This window comes from Pantoea sp. 22096 (genome assembly GCF_052045955.1).
Lineage (GTDB): Bacteria > Pseudomonadota > Gammaproteobacteria > Enterobacterales > Enterobacteriaceae > Pantoea > Pantoea alfalfae.
Map to the genome: position 1 here is coordinate 351522 of NZ_JBQEPW010000003.1, position 17931 is coordinate 369452.

Sequence of the window (17931 nt, forward strand, 5' to 3'; positions counted from 1 at the left end):
ATCGCCTCTTATTTGCCGCTGACTGCGTTATGGATCATGTCGAGCCAGCCGGGAATGCCGAGCTGGAAGGACTGCAGCAGCTTCATGTCGAAACCACGGAAGAAACCGCTGAGCACAAACAGCAGCACGATGGCGGTCATCATCACTTTAGTGACCCGGTTCCAGCCGCTCTCTTCCACGCCTTTACCGATCAGGATACCCAGCACCAGACCTGGCACGGCGTTGCCCATAATCAGCTGCGCCAGACCGCCAAAAATGGTGGCCCAGAAGCCTGATTTTTTGCCTGCATCAATCGCCGCCAGCCAGAAGATCACCGGCATGACGGTATTCACCAGCAGGTTAGCGGCGGGCACCAGTACTTTGACCGCGGTCACCTGCAGTGCAGCCGGCACAGCAGAGGCAGTGGAGTTGAGGAAGGCGACCACGATCATGCCGATGATGCCGCAGGCGATGGCCATTTTTTTCGGATCGTGCAGCGTCTCCGCCACATTACGGTTCTTCACCATCAAAGCGGCCGCGCCCCAGTTTGGAATGATGCGGTGATCCACATCCTGCGTGAATGAACCGGCTGCGACAGACGATGCCCAGGCATTGAAAAAGAAGCCAAGACCAAAGGAGAAGTGGGATGCCGGATCGCCCTCGCACGAATTCAGCTCGCCCAGCGTACGAAAGGCGCCCATGCCCTGGGTGGTGGGCGCATGGAACATGCGCGCAGCACCCGCACCGACGCCGACCCCGACCAGCCCGCCAATGATCAACGACTTAAACAAAATGATTAAAAACATGTTGTTGTACCTTGTTGTCGTTTTTACCCGCCCTATCCGCGACGCCGCATTGACCTGGCCTGACCGCCGCGCTATCGCAACAGCAGTGGAACGGACAAACGGCGGGCTGATGTGAACAGGTTCTGTTTTATGATGCCGCCGTGAACGTCACCTGTTCGGTGTCGAAAACGGTGACGCTGACGGTGATCTCCAGCGTGACGCTGAAGCTCCTCCGCTGGCGCGCCAGAAAGAAGAAGAGAAACTTCTCGGTTCTGACGCTCTCCTGCGCGCGCAGCACCCGGACATCCTGAGGTTCAATGCGCAGCAGAATTTTTTGCGTCGCGCGCAGGACCTGGTTCTGCACCCGACTCAGGGCATCGGCAAAGGCTTTCGCTTTGGTGTCGCCTTTGCCCTCGACCGTTACCTGGGTAACGTAGTGTTCTTTCATAATCAGCTGCCGTGCTTCTTGTTCCAGGCCTGCACCAGCCGCTCGCCTAACTCTTCTTTATCCATAAAGCCGAAGCCCAGCACCGTGGCACCTTCATTGATGGCAGTGACGCCTTCGTCGACAGAACGCATGCCATGTTTTGCTTTGTAGCCATATTTGTTCTGCGCGGTAATAGCACCCGCGCCACCGCTGCCGCAGAACGAGATGCCGAAATCAGCGTTCTCTGCCTTCATCACGTCACCCAGCTTCATGTCAGCGGCCACGCCTGGCACCACGACGGCACGACCACCCGCTTTCTCGATGCCCGCGGCCACTTTCTGGCCCTTACCTAAACGATCGCCAATCACTACTGTTACCATGGTGTGTTCCTCTCTATTTGTTTGATCGCGCGACTTCAATATGCACTGACAGCAGCCAGGCCTCTTCGCGGGGGAGATTGCCAAACAGGTCGACAACCTGCTGCGCCAGCGCGACCGTTTCCGGCGGAATATCCTCAAACAACTCCGCTTCCACTTCCGGTAACGGCTCGCCGCTCAGCGAGCGTGACGCCATGGCTCCGACATGCGATTGCAGCATCTGCTGCTGGACCGCATTGGGCTGAATGCCATGCTGCTGATAGAGTGCCGCAATCTGCGTCATTACGCTGTCAGCCAGCTGCTGCACTTTCTCCGGTGGCGCTTCATACACCGGGACGCCGTTATTGCTCACCTTGCTACTCCTGTTAAACCGGATAATTCGCGTTAGAAATAAATTAGCGGTCATCACCCCGGCTGTGGAGAGGCAACATTTCCAGCAGCAAGTGGAAATTGAAGTGAAGGTTGTGCGTCAGATCGCAGGCTGCACGCTTAGTGCGACACGCGTCGCAGAATGCGTAATTTGATGGATTTAACCGAGAAAAGCGGTGATATTGTGCGGCGACCAGACTGCCAAACGGTAGTTTACGGCGCGGTAATAAGCAGAAGTGATGGTAAAAACTGCCGGTCGGGCTGACCGGCGGTCGGATTAGCGGAATTTCTTATGGTTAGTATTACGGATGTCATCAAATTTAGCGGCTTCGCGCTTTGCGCCGTCCACGTTGTTAGCTTTCGCCAGCGTGCTGACCACATCAATCTGTGCGATGAGTGAGTCCAGGCCAGCGTGATAGTCTTTGATCTGCGCACTGTCAGCAGGCTGACCTTCCAGCTTATCGGGCGTCGACTTTTTGGCATCCTGCGCCGCGGCACGCATTTTGGTTAACGCCTGCTGCATCTCCTGCGCACTGTCCGTTTTCTTAACGATTTTCAGGTTCGCATTCAGCGTGTCCATATCCTGCTCCAGATCTGCCGCATAGAGACTGACGCTGGAGAACAACAGAGAAGCCGACAACATTGCAATCACATGCTTACGCATCATTACTTCCTTTTTATTGTGATGAAAAAAAAGCAGCCAACAGGCTGCTTCAGGAATTCATCTTTATTGTCCCGCTATCTTCATCTCAGGCAGTAACACCGAACCGCACTGGATATTACTGCGGGTTTCAATATCGTCACCGATGGTCACCATGTTGTGCCACATCTCTTTAAGATTGCCGGCAATAGTGACTTCGCTGACCGGGTACTGAATTACGCCATTCTCAACCCAGAAACCGGCTGCACCGCGTGAGTAGTCACCGGTAATGGCGCTGACGCCCTGGCCCATCAGTTCGGTCACCACTAACCCGGTACCCATCTGCTTCAGCAGGTCGTCAAAGCTGTGGCCCTGACCCGCAATGCGCCAGTTATGAATACCACCAGCATGGCCGGTGCTGGTCAGACCCAGTTTACGGGCGGAATAGCTGGTCAACAGCCAGGTCTGCAATACGCCATCTTTGATGATGTCGCGCGCCTGAGTCCGCACCCCTTCACTGTCAAACGGCGTAGAGGCGAGCCCTTTCAGCAGGTGTGGCTGTTCACTGATAGTGAGCCACTCCGGCAGAATCTCCTGACCCATTGAATCCAGCAGGAAAGTCGATTTACGGTAAACGCTGCTGCCGCTGATCGCACCAACCAGATGACCAAACAAGCCAGTCGCCACTTCAGCGGCAAAAATCACCGGGGCTTTCATGGTCGGAAGTTTACGCGGGGCCAGACGGGAGAGCGTACGGCGCGCGCACTCTGCACCTACCCAATCCGGGCTTTTCAAATCTTCAAATGCACGGCCAATGGTATAGGCGTAGTCGCGCTCCATGTTGCCATCCTGCTCAGCGATAACGCAGCTGGAGAGCGAATGGCGGCTTGAGCAGTAGCTCTGCAACATTCCGTGGCTGTTGCCAAAGACTTTGATGCCGACGTGGCTGTTGAAACTACCGCCTTCGGTGTTGGTAATACGCTTGTCGGCACGCAGTGACGCCTGTTCCGCCTGCGCGGCCAGTTCAATGGCACGATCAGCGTCAATTTCCCACGGATGGTAGAGATCCAGATCCGGCGCATCATAGGCCAGCAGTTCTGCGTCGGCCAGACCGGCAAAGGGATCGGGTGAGGTGTAGCGGGCAATATCAATCGCCGCCTGCACGGTACGCTTGATCGCATCCGGGCTGAGGTCGGTCGATGAGGCACTGCCTTTACGATTCTGATGATAAACGGTGATGCCCAGCGCACCGTCGCTGTTAAATTCAACGTTTTCCACTTCGCCATAGCGGGTGCTGACCCCGATGCCGGTGGTCTTACTGACAGCCACTTCCGCGCTGTCAGTGCTTGCTTTAGCCAGTTCAAGTGCCTGCGCAATGGCCTGCTCCAGTACTTTTCGCTGTTCTGCAACCTGAGTAGATACGTTCATCGACCTGCCGTCTAATCTTATGTGTGAATGATTTGAGTCTATCAGAGTCAGAGAACAATTTCGCAGTCACCCGATAAACTGGTAGGATTAGCCTCTTTTTTTTGGGAGCCCGGAAATGACCAGACAGCCCGATGAGTGGCTCGACGATGTGCCAGATAATGACGAAGAAGAAGATGAAGAGATTATCTGGGTCAGTAAGAGTGAAATTAAACGCGATGCAGAAGAGCTAAAGCGCCTGGGAGCCGAACTGGTTGATCTGGGTAAAAACTCGCTGGATAAAATCCCGCTGGATGAACGCCTGCGCACCGAGATCGAACTGGCACAGCGCATCAAGAAAGAGGGTCGCCGCCGTCAGCTGCAGCTGATCGGTAAACTGCTGCGCAGTATTGATGTGGAGCCGATCCGCATTGCGCTGGATAAGCTAAAGAATCGCCACAACCAGCAGGTTGCGCTGTTCCACAAACTGGAAATGCTGCGCGATCGTCTGATTGAGCAAGGCGATGAGGCGATGAGCGACGTCATTGCGCTTTATCCCGATGCCGATCGTCAGCAGTTACGCAGCATGATCCGTAACGCGCAGAAAGAGAAAGCGGGCAACAAGCCGCCGAAGTCTGCCCGTCAGATTTTCCAGTATCTGCGCGAGCTGGCCGAAGCGCAGTAATGCCATGGCGGGCAGTTTCGCCCGCCTCCCGGCAGCCCTTACCGATAGATATAGAGAATACCGGTGCGCAGCCGCAACTGGCGTTCGCTCGATGTCGCAGAACGTCCGATATCGCCAAAGGTGACGTAAGGCACCCAGACGCGATCGTTGCCAAGCGCATAATCGAACTGTAATTCCTGTTCATAGTCATCATGCTTATTAGCAAACAGTTTCGCATCCGCGTGCTTATATACCAGCTTATAGGTGGTGGTGAGACGATCGGTTTTATTGCGCAGATAGAGGTCAAAACGGTTAGCCGTGCGATGCCGGTCAGTATCGCAATAATCAATCCCCCCGGTGCGGCATTGATCGTCATGGGCATAATCGGTCAGTTCAAGGCGATATAATCCGCCAACAGACCAGCGGTCATTAATTTTATACCAGGGCGCCACACCAAACTTCCATTCGGTGCGCGAGGAGTTAAATTCCGGCTGGATAAAAGGTGACAGCGTCCAGTTACCCCAGTAATAGGACTTCAGAAAGGTGACTTCCACCACATTTAACACGGTGTCGTTATAATATTTATCTTTTGGATCGGCGCCACCGGTTTTAAATTTGGTTTCGACGCCAAGAAACATATTATCCGGCAGCGTGGTACTCAGCCCCAGCTTGTCATAGTGCGTGCGGTCGCGAAGACGGTATTCGTGCCGGTAATCCACCGTGGCTGTTGCCAGTGCTGCTGCGGAAGTGCATAACAGCGTAACGCCCAGAGCCAATGATCGTGTTGTACTTTTTCCCATAAAAAACATCCTTATTCTCAGTCATCAGGGCAATGAATTATCCGAACTCATTTAACCCAAAGTTAACTTATATTTAAAAACCGTATTAATATAAGATGCCACATAAATAAAACCTGTTATTTTTTAACCTGAATCCTTCTGGTTATTATTTATTTCCCGGCTACAACAGAGACGATGCTAAAAATAACCGACAGGTGTGGCCTTTCTGTTTCAGACACTAATAGAGAAAATATGGCAACTGAAGGAAGAGTGAGCAGATCAAATTCAAAAATATGTGGTATTTGTTGAGAAGATAATATTATAGGGAATACTACGTTTAAAAAAACGCCCGATATGGGCGTCGGAGATTGTTGATAAAGTTCGGCCCTGTAGCGGTAAGACCGAGCCTGCAAAGAGAACGCGGTCAGATCGGAAAGACGCAAAAGCTGTCATCGATGACACGCCCGGCCCGCGTCATCCGTAGCGCGGGACGCTTTCCTCTTCTGACCGAATTCCCTTCGCCTTGGGCAACTGCGTTGCTGCCAGATTCACCCTGATTAGGGTTTGTCATCAGTCTGAAACGCCCGAAACGGGTGCCTGTTTTTAGGCCAGCCTGTCCAACAGCTTCTGATGAATGCCGCCAAACCCACCGTTGCTCATCACCAGAATCGTGTCACCTGGCTGAGCGGCTTTTGCCACCATTTCTACCAGGGTATCGATATCCGCGCTCCAGTGTGCAGGCGGAATGCACGCTTCTGCGACATCTGAAACCTGCCACGGAATATGGTGCGGCTGGAACAGGAAGACCTCATCAGCACGCGCCAGCGACGGTGCCAGGTCGTTTTTGCTGACGCCCATCTTCATGGTATTGGAGCGAGGCTCCAGCACGGCCAGGATGCGTGCTCTGCCGCCCACTTTGCTGCGCAGGGCAGCCAGCGTCGCCAGAATTGCCGTCGGATGGTGAGCGAAGTCATCATAGACTTTGATGTTATTTACTTCGCCACGCAGCTCCAGCCGGCGACGTGCATTGATAAAGGTGTTCAGCGCCTGGCCTGCATCTTCCGGCTTCACACCGACATGCCGCGCGGCTGCAATCGCCATCAGCCCGTTGTGCATATTGTGTTCACCCACCAGCGCCCAGTTCACTTCCCCGACTTTTTCGCCGTCGAGCCAGATTTCCCAGTGAGACGCATCGTTGGTCAGCTTCTTCGCCTGCCAGCGCCCGTGCTCGCCAATGCTCTCCTGCTCGCTCCAGCAACCCATCGCCATCACCTGTTTGAGGTTAGGATCATGTTCCGGCAGCAGGATCTTGCCCTGCCCCGGCACGATCCGCACCAGATGGTGGAACTGCTTCTGGATCGCCCGCAGATCGTCAAAGATATCGGCGTGATCAAATTCAAGGTTGTTGAGGATCAGGGTTCGTGGAGAGTAATGGACAAACTTGGAACGCTTATCAAAAAACGCGCAGTCATACTCATCCGCTTCAATCACGAAGAATGGACTTTTTCCTAATTTTGCCGAGACATCGAAGTTTCCAGGCACACCACCAATAATGAAGCCGGGTTCCAGGCCGCAGGCCTCGAGAATCCACGCTGCCATGCCGGCTGTGGTGGTTTTACCGTGGGTTCCGGCCACGGCCAGCACCCAGCGATCGCGCAGCACGAAATCGTGCAGCCACTGCGGGCCAGAGAGGTAGGGAATGTTGCGTTCCAGCACCGCTTCCACACAAGGATTACCCCGCGTCATCGCATTGCCGATAATGACTAAGTCAGGCACCGGATCAAGCTGACTGGCATCATAACCTTCTGTTAATTCAATACCTTGCTGTTCGAGCAGTGTACTCATTGGCGGATAAACGTTGGCGTCTGAACCGGTCACCTGATGACCCAGTGAACGAGCCAGCACCGCCAGACCACCCATAAAAGTGCCACAAATCCCGAGGATGTGAATGCGCATAACATGATCCATTACTCAAAAGTTCGGCGCACAGTGTAACGCCGCTCGCAGACGGAAGAAACGGATTAGGACTATGGTTTTTGAAGTTCAATCGGCTAAACTGCGTACGCATCCGTTGGCAGACTGTTACGCGTGCTGCCACTCCATCGAAGATTCAGGGAATGTGTTATGAAAACGTTGGGCGAATTTATCGTCGAGAAGCAGCATGACTTTCCGCACGCTACAGGTGAACTGACAGCGCTGATTTCCGCTATTAAGCTGGGTGCCAAAATCATCCACCGCGACATCAACAAAGCCGGTTTAGTGGATATTCTGGGTGCCAGCGGCGTCGAGAATATTCAGGGTGAGCAGCAGATGAAACTGGATCTGTTTGCCAACGAGAAACTGAAGGCAGCACTGAAAGCACGCGGCATCGTCGCCGGTATCGCTTCTGAGGAAGAAGACGAGTTTGTGATCTTTGAAGGTGAAGAAAACGGTAAGTACGTGGTGTTAATGGATCCACTGGATGGTTCTTCTAACATCGACGTTAACGTTTCTGTCGGCACCATTTTCTCTATCTACCGCCGCGTCAGCGAACCGGGTACGCCGGTTGTTGAAGCGGACTTCATGCAGCCAGGCAACAAGCAGGTCGCTGCGGGTTACGTGGTTTACGGCTCCTCCACCATGATGGTTTATACCACCGGTGCAGGCGTGCATGCGTTTACTTACGATCCGTCTCTGGGTGTATTCTGCCTCAGCCACGAACGTATGACCTATCCACCAACGGGTTACACCTACTCCATTAACGAAGGTAACTACATTCGTTTCCCGCAGGGTGTGAAGAAATATCTGAAGTTCTGTCAGGAAGAGGATCTGCCAACGCACCGTCCTTATACCTCACGTTACATCGGATCGCTGGTCGCGGATTTCCATCGTAACCTGCTGAAAGGCGGTATCTACCTCTATCCAAGCACCGCCAGCCACCCACAGGGCAAGCTGCGTCTGCTGTATGAGTGCAATCCGATGGCCTTCCTGGCCGAGCAGGCGGGCGGTAAAGCCAGCGACGGTCAGAAGCGTATTCTGGATATTCCACCGGTCACGCTGCACCAGCGCTGCCCGTTCTACTGCGGTAACGAGGCGATGGTGAACGACGTTGAGCGTTTCCTGGCCGAGTTCCCGGATTGCCGTCAGGGTTAATCAGGTAGTGGTTTAATAAGAGATATAAAAAGGGCGCGATTTCGCGCCCTTTTTGCTTTTACGCCGTCTGCAATCTGAACTGCGCCATCGTCGCCTGAAGCTGGCCGGACTGCGCTTCCAGCGACTGGGTCGCGGCGGTGGCCTGCTCTACCAGTGCCGCATTCTGCTGCGCCGTTGCATCCATCTGCGTGACCGCCAGATTGACCTGCTCAATGCCACGGCTCTGCTCGTCGGAGGCCATCGAGATCTCTTTCATCAGTGCCGTTACGCGCATCACTTCACCAGAAATTTCATCCATGGTTTCCCCAGCGCGCGTCGCCATCTCCGTCCCCTCTTTGACCCGCGACTGTGAATCACTGATTAGCGTGCGGATCTCTTTGGCCGCGTTAGCACTGCGCTGCGCCAGCGTACGCACCTCATTCGCCACCACCGCAAAGCCACGCCCCTGTTCGCCGGCTCGCGCCGCTTCGACGGCGGCGTTAAGCGCCAGAATGTTGGTCTGGAAGGCGATGCCGTCAATCACGCTGAGAATGTCGCCGATACGATTGGCGCTATCGGTAATCTCATGCATTTTTTCCATCACGTAGCAGACCACTTCAGCGCCGCGATCGGCGGTATCAGAGACCGCGTTAGCCAGCTGATGCGCCTGCTGAGCGTTGCTGGCGTTAAGACGGACCGTGGCCGTAAGCTGCTCCATGCTGGCCGCCGTCTGCTCCAGCGAGGCAGCGGACTCTTCGGTGCGCTGCGACAGATTGACGTTACCCGCCGCCAGTTCACGGCTGCCGATGTCGATCTGCATACTCGCTTCACGCACCTGACTCACCGAGGTGCGCAGTGACTGCTGCATCCCGCTCAGTGCATGATTAAGCCTGCCCAGCTCGTTGTTGCTGGACGGCGGCAGCACCTGCGACAGGTCGCCAGCCGCGATCTGTTCAAGATGGACAATCGCCAGATTCAGCGGCTGCAGCAGCATCCGGCGCAGCAGTTGCCAGGCGAGCACCAGCAGCAGTAGTGTTAATACGCCTGCCACAGCGATCAGAATTTTCATTTTGGTTTCATTGTAGGCCGCCTGTGCGAGCTGGGCCTCGGTGACCTGTCCGGCGAACTGGCTGAAGTCTGTGACAGCGTTGTTGTAGCTTGCCGCCAGCGTCGCCAGGTTGCCTTCCAGCAGCTGGTAATATTCGTCAGTGTATTGCTTATCAAGCGCGTCCATCATCGGTTTGATGCCCTGGTCGAGATAGGCTTTGTAACTGGCTGAAATCGCGTCCGCCAGCATTTTCCCGTGCGCCGTCACCGTTCCGGCATCCACAAAGCGCTTCAGGTTTCGCTGTGATGACACCACATCCGCCTGCGACAGCTTTGTCACTGCCGCGCCCTCTTCCAGCATACCGATTTCAATTTTACGCACCGCCAGCGCTGCATTAGCGCGGGCCCGCATCAGATCTGAATTACTCTGGTAAAGACTGTTCAGCTCGATCCCCTGAATACGGTTGATCACATCCAGCGAGCGATTCCCTTTATTAATTGCCACGATACCCATAAAACTCACCGCCAACAGCAGCAGTGTCATAAATGCCAGCAATGCCAGCAACCCCGTGCGAAGTGATATCTGTTTCATCCTGATAATTTCCGTGTAAGAGAAAAGGCGAATTTTCCAGCGGCCCTAAAACGGATGAAGTATCGGCAGTAACGGCGCGAAACTTTAACTCTGATTAGTGTTAACAACTTGATCATCACGGAAACATCCATCAAGCTAATCGCCGCTTATCCGTTATCCGGAGAAAAGAATGAAACCAGGATTACTTCTGATGCTGCTGTGCCTCAGCACGGCGGCGCTGGCAGAGGATCTGCCGACAGACGCCTCGCCCGACCGCTGCCTCAATGACGCCTCGACTACCCTTGCCATGAACCAGTGCTACGCTGCGGCCAATCGGGCCTGGGATCAGGAGATGAATAAGCAGTACAACACACTGATGAAAACCCTCTCCGGTGAACCTAAAAACAAACTGCGTGCCGCGCAGCGTGCCTGGCTGAGTTACCGCGACAGCTGGCTTGAGGCGAGCCGCAGCCAGCTCACTACACAAGGCTCGCTGGGCAGCGTGGCGCTGAGCGCTCAGAGCCTGAGCCTGGTGCGCAATCAGGCACTGATGTTGCAGTCACTTGGTAAAGGCAGCTGTGCTAACCCCGATGACTGCTGATCGATAACCGGCTTTTGCGCTGGCTGAAGTCAGCGCGCTCATTCACCTTCAGGGAGAAACCATGGCTGCTTACGCCTCGACATTGATTCTGATTGCCCTTGCCGTACTGAGCTATTTCGTTCACAACAACGCGGTCACGATTTCGATTCTGGTGCTGCTGGCGATTAAAATTACCCCACTGGCGCAGTTCTTTCCCTATGTGGAAAAACAGGGCATTACTTTAGGCATCATTATTCTTACCGTGGCGGTGATGGCCCCGCTGGCCAGCGGCTCACTGCCCGCCTCCGCGCTGCTCAAATCGTTTGCCAACTGGAAGTCGATTGTGGCGATTGTGGTGGGGATTTTTGTCGCCTGGCTGGGCGGTCGTGGCGTGAACTTTATGAGCGTGCAGCCGTCGGTCATCGGGGGACTGCTGATTGGTACGGTGATTGGCGTAGCGTTCTTCCGTGGCGTGCCGGTAGGGCCACTGATTGCCGCAGGCATTGTTTCGCTGTTTGTGGCGGCGAAGTAGCGTTTGGGCGCATTCCGAAACGCCAAAAAGAGGGCATACTTTCAGAGTCAGTTGGCTATAATAGCCGACACTCAACATACGACTACTGAAGGAATGCCAGATGAGTTTGAACCAGGTGCCAGCAGGTAAAGACCTGCCAGAAGATATCTACGTTGTCATTGAGATCCCAGCGAATGCTGATCCGATCAAATATGAAGTTGATAAAGAGTCTGGTGCCCTGTTTGTAGACCGTTTCATGTCTACCGCCATGTTCTATCCGTGCAACTACGGCTACATCAACCACACCCTTTCTCTGGATGGTGATCCGGTTGACGTACTGGTTCCGACCCCGTATCCACTGGTCCCAGGCTCAGTGATTCGCTGCCGTCCGGTTGGCGTGCTGAAAATGACCGACGAGTCTGGCGAAGATGCCAAACTGGTTGCCGTTCCGCACACCAAGCTCTCTAAAGAGTACGATCACATCAAAGATGTGAACGACCTGCCAGAACTGCTGCGTGCACAGATCACCCATTTCTTTGAGCACTACAAAGATCTGGAAAAAGGCAAATGGGTGAAAGTGGATGGCTGGGATAACGCCGAAGCCGCTAAAGCCGAAATCATCGCCTCTTACGAGCGCGCACAGAAGAAGTAATCCTGCTGCCGGTTTGTGAGTCGAAAAAAAAACACCGTCCAACTGGACGGTGTTTTTGTTCAGGCCTCTGGCTCCTCATCGCGCTTCAGCCAGTCACCACTCATAATGCGCTGGCGTCCTGCCACTGAGCGTTGATAGACATAAAGCCATGCACTGCCAAACGGCGTCTGAGTCAGATAACGTTTGTACTCTCCCCCTTTGGTGCGAAGCGCATCCAGCTCCGCAAGGGTTGAGGCATCAATGCGGTACACTTCACATTGTACCGCTCCATTGCCCTCTATGACGCCGGGATAATGCCCCAGACTGTAAAGCTCAAAGCCTTCAATCTGGTGATCACCCAGCCACTGCGCATTCGTCATCCAGTGACTGTTTCCCTGTTTGCGCCGTAAACTGCCGTAGACAATTATTCGCATTGCTAAAACTCAAACTGATAGAGCAAATCGAGAGCCTGATCCACACCGGACACGGCTTCCAGATAGAGTTTAGGCATCAGGCGGTAACGCAAGGTTAACGTCGCCAGTGAATCAAATATGCCAACACCGTATTTTACCTGCAGACCCGGTAGTACATAGCCACTGACCTGCACCTGCTGGCTGTCGCCAACACCCGCAGTATCAACGGCCAGATTACTGACACCGAATGTCTCCCCGATTTTACCCACAACCTGCCCACTTTGTGCAACCCCTAAGCCAACAAGAGCCGAAGTCAGGGCGTTACTGTCGCCGTCACTGCCCAGTCCCTGACCGCGCAGCAGGTAGGAAAGCGCTTCCTGTTGCGACATCGCCGGATCGGAGAAGACCTCTGCTTTCGGCTCATCGGCAAGGCCGGTGACGCGCAGACCGGCAGTGACGCCATCTTCAGTCGCATCCGGGTTACGGATGGCTTCCAGGTTGATGTAAGGCTGGTCCGGCGGGCCAGCAAACTGCAGTTCGCCTTTACGCACAATCAGATCCTGACCGTAGGCGTGGAAGCGACCTGATGGGATATTGATCTGACCGTTTAAGCCAAGTCCTGACCGATCCTGCACCATTTTCAGATCGCCATTCAGTTTCGCTTTCAGGCCAAATGCTGAGAGCCGCACATCGTTACCGACATGGATCACCAGATTACTGTTAATCGGAATCGCGGCGGTTTGCGGTGCGATTGGCTTCAGCTGTTTATCCAGCATCACTTCATCCGACGAGACGCCAGTGGCGCTTTCCGGCACTTCCTGCACCGTGATGCGCGCCCACGGAATGTCGACCCGGCCATCAAGGTTAAAGGCGGCTGGCGTCGCTTCAAATACCAGATCCGGCGAGACGTCCATACGCACCATCGGCGGCACGGTCACGCGAACCCGGCTGCCCTGCGCCGCAATGCGCGCACGCCAGTTATCAAGCTGACTCCAGTCCGCGTTACCGCTAAGGTTGATGTTGCCCTGCCCGGTCTGCACCAGCCCGTTCAGGGTCGAACTCATTCCGTTGAACACCAGATTCAGGTTAGCGGCAGTGAGATCGACCGGCATAAAGTTGCCATCCACATCGACACCCGTCAGACCAAGCTGACCAAACACCTGTGGCTGCTGGATGCTGCCACCCAGACGCAGGCTGCTGTTCAGGCTGCCTTTGATTTTCTCACCCTGCATCAGGGCCGGATTGAGCATCGCCAGCGAGATATTGCGGATGTTAACGTTGCCACCCAGCGTGCGGCGGTTTTGCGGATCGTCGATCTGCACACTGCCATCCAGCTGCCCGTTATTAGCGATGCGGATCAGCCAGTCGAGCTGGGCGCGTCCATTACGCAGCGCGGCATTGAGGTTCAGCGTATCAAAGGCGATGGGCAGGTTATTGCCCTGCACATCCTGCACCACTTTCACGCCATTGCCTTTCAGCGCCACGGTTCCGGTCGGCAGCGCGCCGTCGGCCGTCCAGTTGACGCGCACATCACCGCTGAACAGGCCGCTGAGTTGGGTCGCATCCGGCATAAACGGCTTCACCATCGCCAGGTCAAAGCGATTCAGCACGACATGCGCCTTGCCTTCCGGCCCGGCTTCTACCGGCTCTGGTACACAAATCTGTGCATTCGGGTTCTGCCAGCAGTGCGGCCCAATGGTCGCCGTCTGGCGGCTGTTGAGATAGTCGATGGCCATCGCGCGGGTCAGACGCCACTCGCCGACAGGCGTATCAAAGCGGGTATCGTTCAGCGAGCCTCTCCAGCGTTCGGTCTGGCGATCAAAGCTGCCATTGAGCGCCAGCTGGCCAGAGACCGGTTTGCCCTGCACATTCAGCTTCAGCTGATGCTGACGCTCGTTGCCATCCGCATTCAGCGTCAGCAGGCTGATGTTCAGCGCATCCTGCTTCAGTTGCTCGACGCGCAGTTGCAGTTTACCCGCCACCTGTTCGCCGGAACGCACATCGCCATTCAGCGTAACGCGATTAATTTGCATCTGCTGCCAGCGCAGACCACGACCGTTGAGATCGGCCAGCAGCTGCGGCGCCTTCAGGGTGCCGCGCGCTTTGAGGGTGCCGTTGACGACACCGCCCAGACCGGGCAGTGCATTATCGAGCTGCGGTGCGTCGATGCTGGCATCGAGATCCAGACTGTCACCCAACGCCCCTTTGACATCCAGATGGTTGCGTCCCAGCGCCAGCTTAATGCCCGGCACTGTCCACTGGTTGTAGCTGTTACCGGTCAGTGAGCCGTCAGCGGTCACGGCGTTCTGCTTCACGTTTCCTTTCAGCTGAAGCTGCGGCACACTCAGCTGCCAGCTGCCGCCATAAAGGCTGCCGCGGGTGGTAATTTTTCCATCCAGCCGCGCCGGCCAGTCAGGATACTGTTTCGCGGTGTTGATCCCGGCCAGCGTCAGCTCACTGCGCCAGCTGATCGCCTTGCTCCAGTCCACCAGCGCGGTGAGATCGATGTTGCCCTGCAATGCAGCCACGCGCAGGCGATCCAGGCTGAACTGCTCAACATTGCCTTTACCCGTCAGTGAGATAGTGGCTGGTGGTACGGACTCGCCCTTCACGGCGGTTTGCAGTGACATCACATAGTCAGTGGCTTTGCCTTTGAACTGATAGTCCAGGTTATCCGCCTGGTACTGTACCGGGCCGGTTAACGGCCAGCGAAGCTGCGGGCTGGTCAGCTTCAGTGACAGCGGCAGTCCCGCCACCGCCAGCTGGGTCGTGGCGTCCAGCTGCGCATTCACCGGACCGGAGAGGTTCAGCCCCATCTTCAGCTCGTCGCGCATCGCGCCATTCAGTTTCAGCGCCAGCTTTTCGCCTTTAATCGGATCGGTGTTAACTGTACCGTTAAGGGAGAAATCGACCGGCCAGTTATCCGCCAGCGTCGCCTGACCACTACCCTTCAGGTTGCCGAGGTTCGAGTCCACCTCCAGCGTGCTGAGTTGCATCTGACGATCGGCGGTTTTAGCTTTCAGCAGCAACCGGCTGACGGAGATATCGGTATCGCCGGTAATGCGCAGCTGTTCGCCCAGAATCTGCTGAACCTCAATATCCAGCGGCAGACGGAAATCGGGCAGCGCAGGCAGCAGCGGTTGGGCAAACATCGCCTGCAGCGTTTCACCCAGCGGTTTCTCGGCAGGATGGGGCTGCTGGACTTTCGGTTCTACTACCTCGTCATTGACCACTTTCGCCGCTTTCGGCAGCGCAATCAGCAGGCTTTGAATATGGGTCGGATTCAGCGTCAGCGCGCGATCCTGCCATTGCAGGCCGGTAGTAAAGTCGAGCAGCGAGATCGCCGTGTCATCCACTTTGACATTGATGTTGTGCAGGCCAAGATGACGCAGCGTAATCGGGTATGGCGTGCTGAGGTTAGTGCTGCCACTCTCCTCTTCCGGCGCAGGTGCAGCAGGTGTCATCTTCTTGCTGTCAACGACCACGCTGATATCGTGCAGGGAGACGTCGTTAACGCACACGGAGGAGTGCAGCAGGCAGTTGAGATCCACCGCCAGATGAATCTGCCCGGCATCCACACTGACGCCTGGCATTTCATAGCGCAGACCGTTGAGCGTCAGGTTACGCCAGCCGCCATCGACCTGTTTGATTGACAGGCCGGGCACCCAGCGCGATGCCCCTTTCAGCACTAAATGCAGCCCAGGCGTGGTACCGATTAAAAATGCCGCGCCGCCCAACAGCAGTACCAGAAAGATCAGAATACCGATCAGGACCTTTTTCCACAGCTTCATAGTTCTGGCCCCAGCCCTACGTAAAATTGTAATCCATGTGCCTCGTCATCCCCGATAGGTCTGGCGATATCAAATTTGATGGGGCCAACTGGTGAAGACCATCGTACGCCGACGCCCGCACCGGTTTTGACGTTACTTTGCTTGATGTCGTTAACCGCTTCGCCCGAGTCGACAAACACCGCGCCCCACCATTTCCCGGTGACGTTGTACTGATATTCCAACGATCCGGTGGCGAGTTTGGATGCACCGGTGAGTTTGCCGTCGTCATCACGCGGGGAAATGTTTTTGTATTTGTAGCCACGAATACTGCGGTCACCCCCGGCAAAGAAGCGCAGATCCGGCGGCACTTTGTCAAAGTCGTTGGTTTCGATCCAGCCAAGATTGCCGCGCGCCACAAAGCGATGGCTGTCGCCCAGCGTGCGGATCCAGACGTTTTGCGCCTGCAGGATCAGAAAGTCAACGTCCGAACCCCAGGTCGTATCAGAGACGTCCACCGAGTAGCGCTGTGAATCGCCCCAGGTCGGCATCAGACCGCCACGCGAACGGGTGCGGTTTACGCTGACGCCGGGATAGAGCAGCATCGTGGTGTTGGTCACGCTGCCCTGCGTAAAGTGGTCCAGGCTCCAGCGCAGGTTAACGGCCTTCTGCCAGCCGCTGCTGCTGTCCCAGTTGCGCGACATCGCCAGCGTCGTGGTATCGGCTTTCGTGTCGTTGAGGTCGGTGCGCTTCAGACCGCCAGAGAAGGTGTAATACTGCTCCAGCGGGCTTTTCAGCAGCGGCACTTTGTAGCTGAGATCGACCTGCTGTTCCGGCGCAGAAACGTAGGCGCTGGCCGCCAGGCTGTGGCCGCTGTCGTTGATCCACGGTTTTTTCCAGGTGCCTTTCAGGCGCGGACCGACATCTGTGGAGTAGCCGACACCGGTTTCAATAGTATTTTCGGTGCGGGGCGACATCACGGCATTCAGCGGCAGGACTTTGGTCTGGCGTCCCTTGCTGAATTCCGGCGCGACCACCACCGAATTAAACCAGCCGGTGGCGGAAAGGCGGCGATTCAGTTCGGCTAAATCGCGGGAACTGTAGTAATCCCCCTCTTTGAACGGCACCAGATTCTGCAGGTACTCTTCGCGAATCTGCGACCCCTGGAACGTGACGTCGCCAAAGCGATAGCGCTCGCCGCTGTCGTAATCAATATCCCAGAAGGCTTCACGCCGCTCTACCGAGACGCCGAGCTGGCTTTTTTTAAACGTACCGTCGAAGTAGCCGTTACGCAGCGCAAGATTTGAGAAACCGCTTTTGAATTTGTCATATTGCCCGTGGTTAAGCTGCGCGCCCACTTTGGGCCGTCCCTGCTTCACCCAGGCTTTGTAATCGGGATCATTGCGCGCATCGCCTTCAACGACGATGGTGCTGCCGCCGATTTTGACAGGCTCGCCAGGGGTGACATGGGCCACTAATACCGGGCGTCCGCCCTGCGCAGGCGCGGGGCGGGATTCAAAATCGATGGTGGGCTCATAATAACCGAGTGCACGTAGCCCCTCTTTTATCGCAACAGAAACACGCGCGCGAAAACGGCCATCGTTAGAGACCTCATCGCTGCCGATGGTCGACAGGCGCGCCCTGACATTTCTCTGAAGATCCCCGGTTAAGCCGTCTACCTGTAATCGCACTGTCGCCGCCTCAAGGGCGGGCGCGGCAAGCAGCAGGCCAGCCATGCAATAAACATAAAATCGTGGCACCTGTACTCCTGTTAATCATGCCGGCCCCTTTTCCGCGGGGCACTTATTAATCATCTTTGCCCGCACTACCGCAACGGCAACACCCTCATCATAGCCGCACTTTATGGTAAACGGCG

Annotated in this window: 17 protein-coding genes; 5 read left to right on the forward strand and 12 right to left on the reverse strand. The window is 55.6% G+C overall.

Features of this window, described 5'->3' with window-relative positions; genetic code table 11:
- Window positions 1-8: 8 nt before the first annotated feature.
- From ACTJKZ_RS14280 to pmbA, 6 genes are all read right to left on the reverse strand, one after another.
- Window positions 9-785 carry a DUF4311 domain-containing protein gene (locus ACTJKZ_RS14280; RefSeq protein ID WP_161735383.1) on the reverse strand — a complete coding sequence of 259 codons (777 nt, stop codon included), beginning with the start codon at window positions 783-785 and terminating at the stop codon, window positions 9-11.
- Between the two features lie 127 nt (window positions 786-912).
- A complete protein-coding gene (locus tag ACTJKZ_RS14285) occupies window positions 913-1212 on the reverse strand; it encodes a DUF4312 family protein (RefSeq protein WP_013359149.1) in 300 nt (99 codons plus the stop codon).
- A gap of 2 nt (window positions 1213-1214) precedes the next feature.
- Window positions 1215-1571, reverse strand: a complete 357-nt coding sequence (locus tag ACTJKZ_RS14290) for an SFCGS family glycine-rich protein (protein WP_010256477.1) — start codon at window positions 1569-1571, stop codon at window positions 1215-1217.
- A gap of 13 nt (window positions 1572-1584) precedes the next feature.
- Window positions 1585-1920 (reverse strand): glycine dehydrogenase, encoded by a 336-nt coding sequence (locus tag ACTJKZ_RS14295; RefSeq protein ID WP_440829755.1) that lies wholly within the window; start codon window positions 1918-1920, stop codon window positions 1585-1587.
- Between the two features lie 294 nt (window positions 1921-2214).
- Window positions 2215-2601 carry a cytochrome b562 gene (cybC, locus tag ACTJKZ_RS14300; RefSeq protein ID WP_161735395.1) on the reverse strand — a complete coding sequence of 129 codons (387 nt, stop codon included), beginning with the start codon at window positions 2599-2601 and terminating at the stop codon, window positions 2215-2217.
- A gap of 63 nt (window positions 2602-2664) precedes the next feature.
- Window positions 2665-4005 (reverse strand): metalloprotease PmbA, encoded by a 1341-nt coding sequence (pmbA, locus tag ACTJKZ_RS14305; RefSeq protein WP_161735387.1) that lies wholly within the window; start codon window positions 4003-4005, stop codon window positions 2665-2667.
- A 115-nt stretch (window positions 4006-4120) separates the two neighbouring features.
- Between pmbA and yjgA the strand changes: the two genes are divergently transcribed.
- On the forward strand, window positions 4121-4666 hold the full coding sequence (gene yjgA, locus ACTJKZ_RS14310) for a ribosome biogenesis factor YjgA (RefSeq protein ID WP_013359154.1): 546 nt from the start codon (window positions 4121-4123) through the stop codon (window positions 4664-4666).
- A gap of 38 nt (window positions 4667-4704) precedes the next feature.
- Here yjgA and ACTJKZ_RS14315 read toward each other — a convergent pair whose 3' ends face one another.
- Window positions 4705-5445, reverse strand: a complete 741-nt coding sequence (locus tag ACTJKZ_RS14315) for an oligogalacturonate-specific porin KdgM family protein (RefSeq protein ID WP_135907641.1) — start codon at window positions 5443-5445, stop codon at window positions 4705-4707.
- Window positions 5446-6027: 582 nt separating this feature from the next.
- Complete coding sequence (gene mpl, locus ACTJKZ_RS14320) at window positions 6028-7380, reverse strand: UDP-N-acetylmuramate:L-alanyl-gamma-D-glutamyl-meso-diaminopimelate ligase (protein WP_222924947.1); 1353 nt, start codon at window positions 7378-7380, stop codon at window positions 6028-6030.
- 168 nt (window positions 7381-7548) lie between these two features.
- Between mpl and fbp the strand changes: the two genes are divergently transcribed.
- Entirely contained in the window at window positions 7549-8556 is a 1008-nt protein-coding gene (gene fbp, locus ACTJKZ_RS14325; RefSeq protein ID WP_010256459.1) for a class 1 fructose-bisphosphatase, read from the forward strand.
- A gap of 58 nt (window positions 8557-8614) precedes the next feature.
- Here fbp and ACTJKZ_RS14330 read toward each other — a convergent pair whose 3' ends face one another.
- Window positions 8615-10174 carry a methyl-accepting chemotaxis protein gene (locus ACTJKZ_RS14330; RefSeq protein WP_440829756.1) on the reverse strand — a complete coding sequence of 520 codons (1560 nt, stop codon included), beginning with the start codon at window positions 10172-10174 and terminating at the stop codon, window positions 8615-8617.
- A 169-nt stretch (window positions 10175-10343) separates the two neighbouring features.
- Between ACTJKZ_RS14330 and ACTJKZ_RS14335 the strand changes: the two genes are divergently transcribed.
- From ACTJKZ_RS14335 to ppa, 3 genes are all read left to right on the forward strand, one after another.
- Window positions 10344-10754: a lysozyme inhibitor LprI family protein gene (locus tag ACTJKZ_RS14335; protein ID WP_161734841.1), complete on the forward strand. Its 411-nt coding sequence runs from the start codon at window positions 10344-10346 to the stop codon at window positions 10752-10754.
- Between the two features lie 61 nt (window positions 10755-10815).
- A complete protein-coding gene (locus ACTJKZ_RS14340; protein WP_013359160.1) occupies window positions 10816-11265 on the forward strand; it encodes a DUF441 domain-containing protein in 450 nt (149 codons plus the stop codon).
- A gap of 100 nt (window positions 11266-11365) precedes the next feature.
- Window positions 11366-11896 (forward strand): inorganic diphosphatase, encoded by a 531-nt coding sequence (gene ppa, locus ACTJKZ_RS14345; protein WP_033734022.1) that lies wholly within the window; start codon window positions 11366-11368, stop codon window positions 11894-11896.
- A gap of 59 nt (window positions 11897-11955) precedes the next feature.
- Here the strand turns inward: ppa and ACTJKZ_RS14350 are convergent, their stop codons facing one another.
- Genes ACTJKZ_RS14350 through tamA form a run of 3 tightly spaced genes read right to left on the reverse strand, consistent with a single transcriptional unit; the run spans window position 11956 to window position 17791 of the window.
- Window positions 11956-12309: a gamma-glutamylcyclotransferase family protein gene (locus ACTJKZ_RS14350; RefSeq protein WP_013359161.1), complete on the reverse strand. Its 354-nt coding sequence runs from the start codon at window positions 12307-12309 to the stop codon at window positions 11956-11958.
- 2 nt (window positions 12310-12311) lie between these two features.
- Window positions 12312-16079, reverse strand: a complete 3768-nt coding sequence (gene tamB / locus ACTJKZ_RS14355; protein WP_440829757.1) for an autotransporter assembly complex protein TamB — start codon at window positions 16077-16079, stop codon at window positions 12312-12314.
- A complete protein-coding gene (gene tamA, locus ACTJKZ_RS14360; protein WP_202604986.1) occupies window positions 16076-17791 on the reverse strand; it encodes an autotransporter assembly complex protein TamA in 1716 nt (571 codons plus the stop codon). The genes tamB and tamA overlap by 4 nt, the downstream gene beginning before the upstream one ends.
- Window positions 17792-17931: the final 140 nt, after the last annotated feature.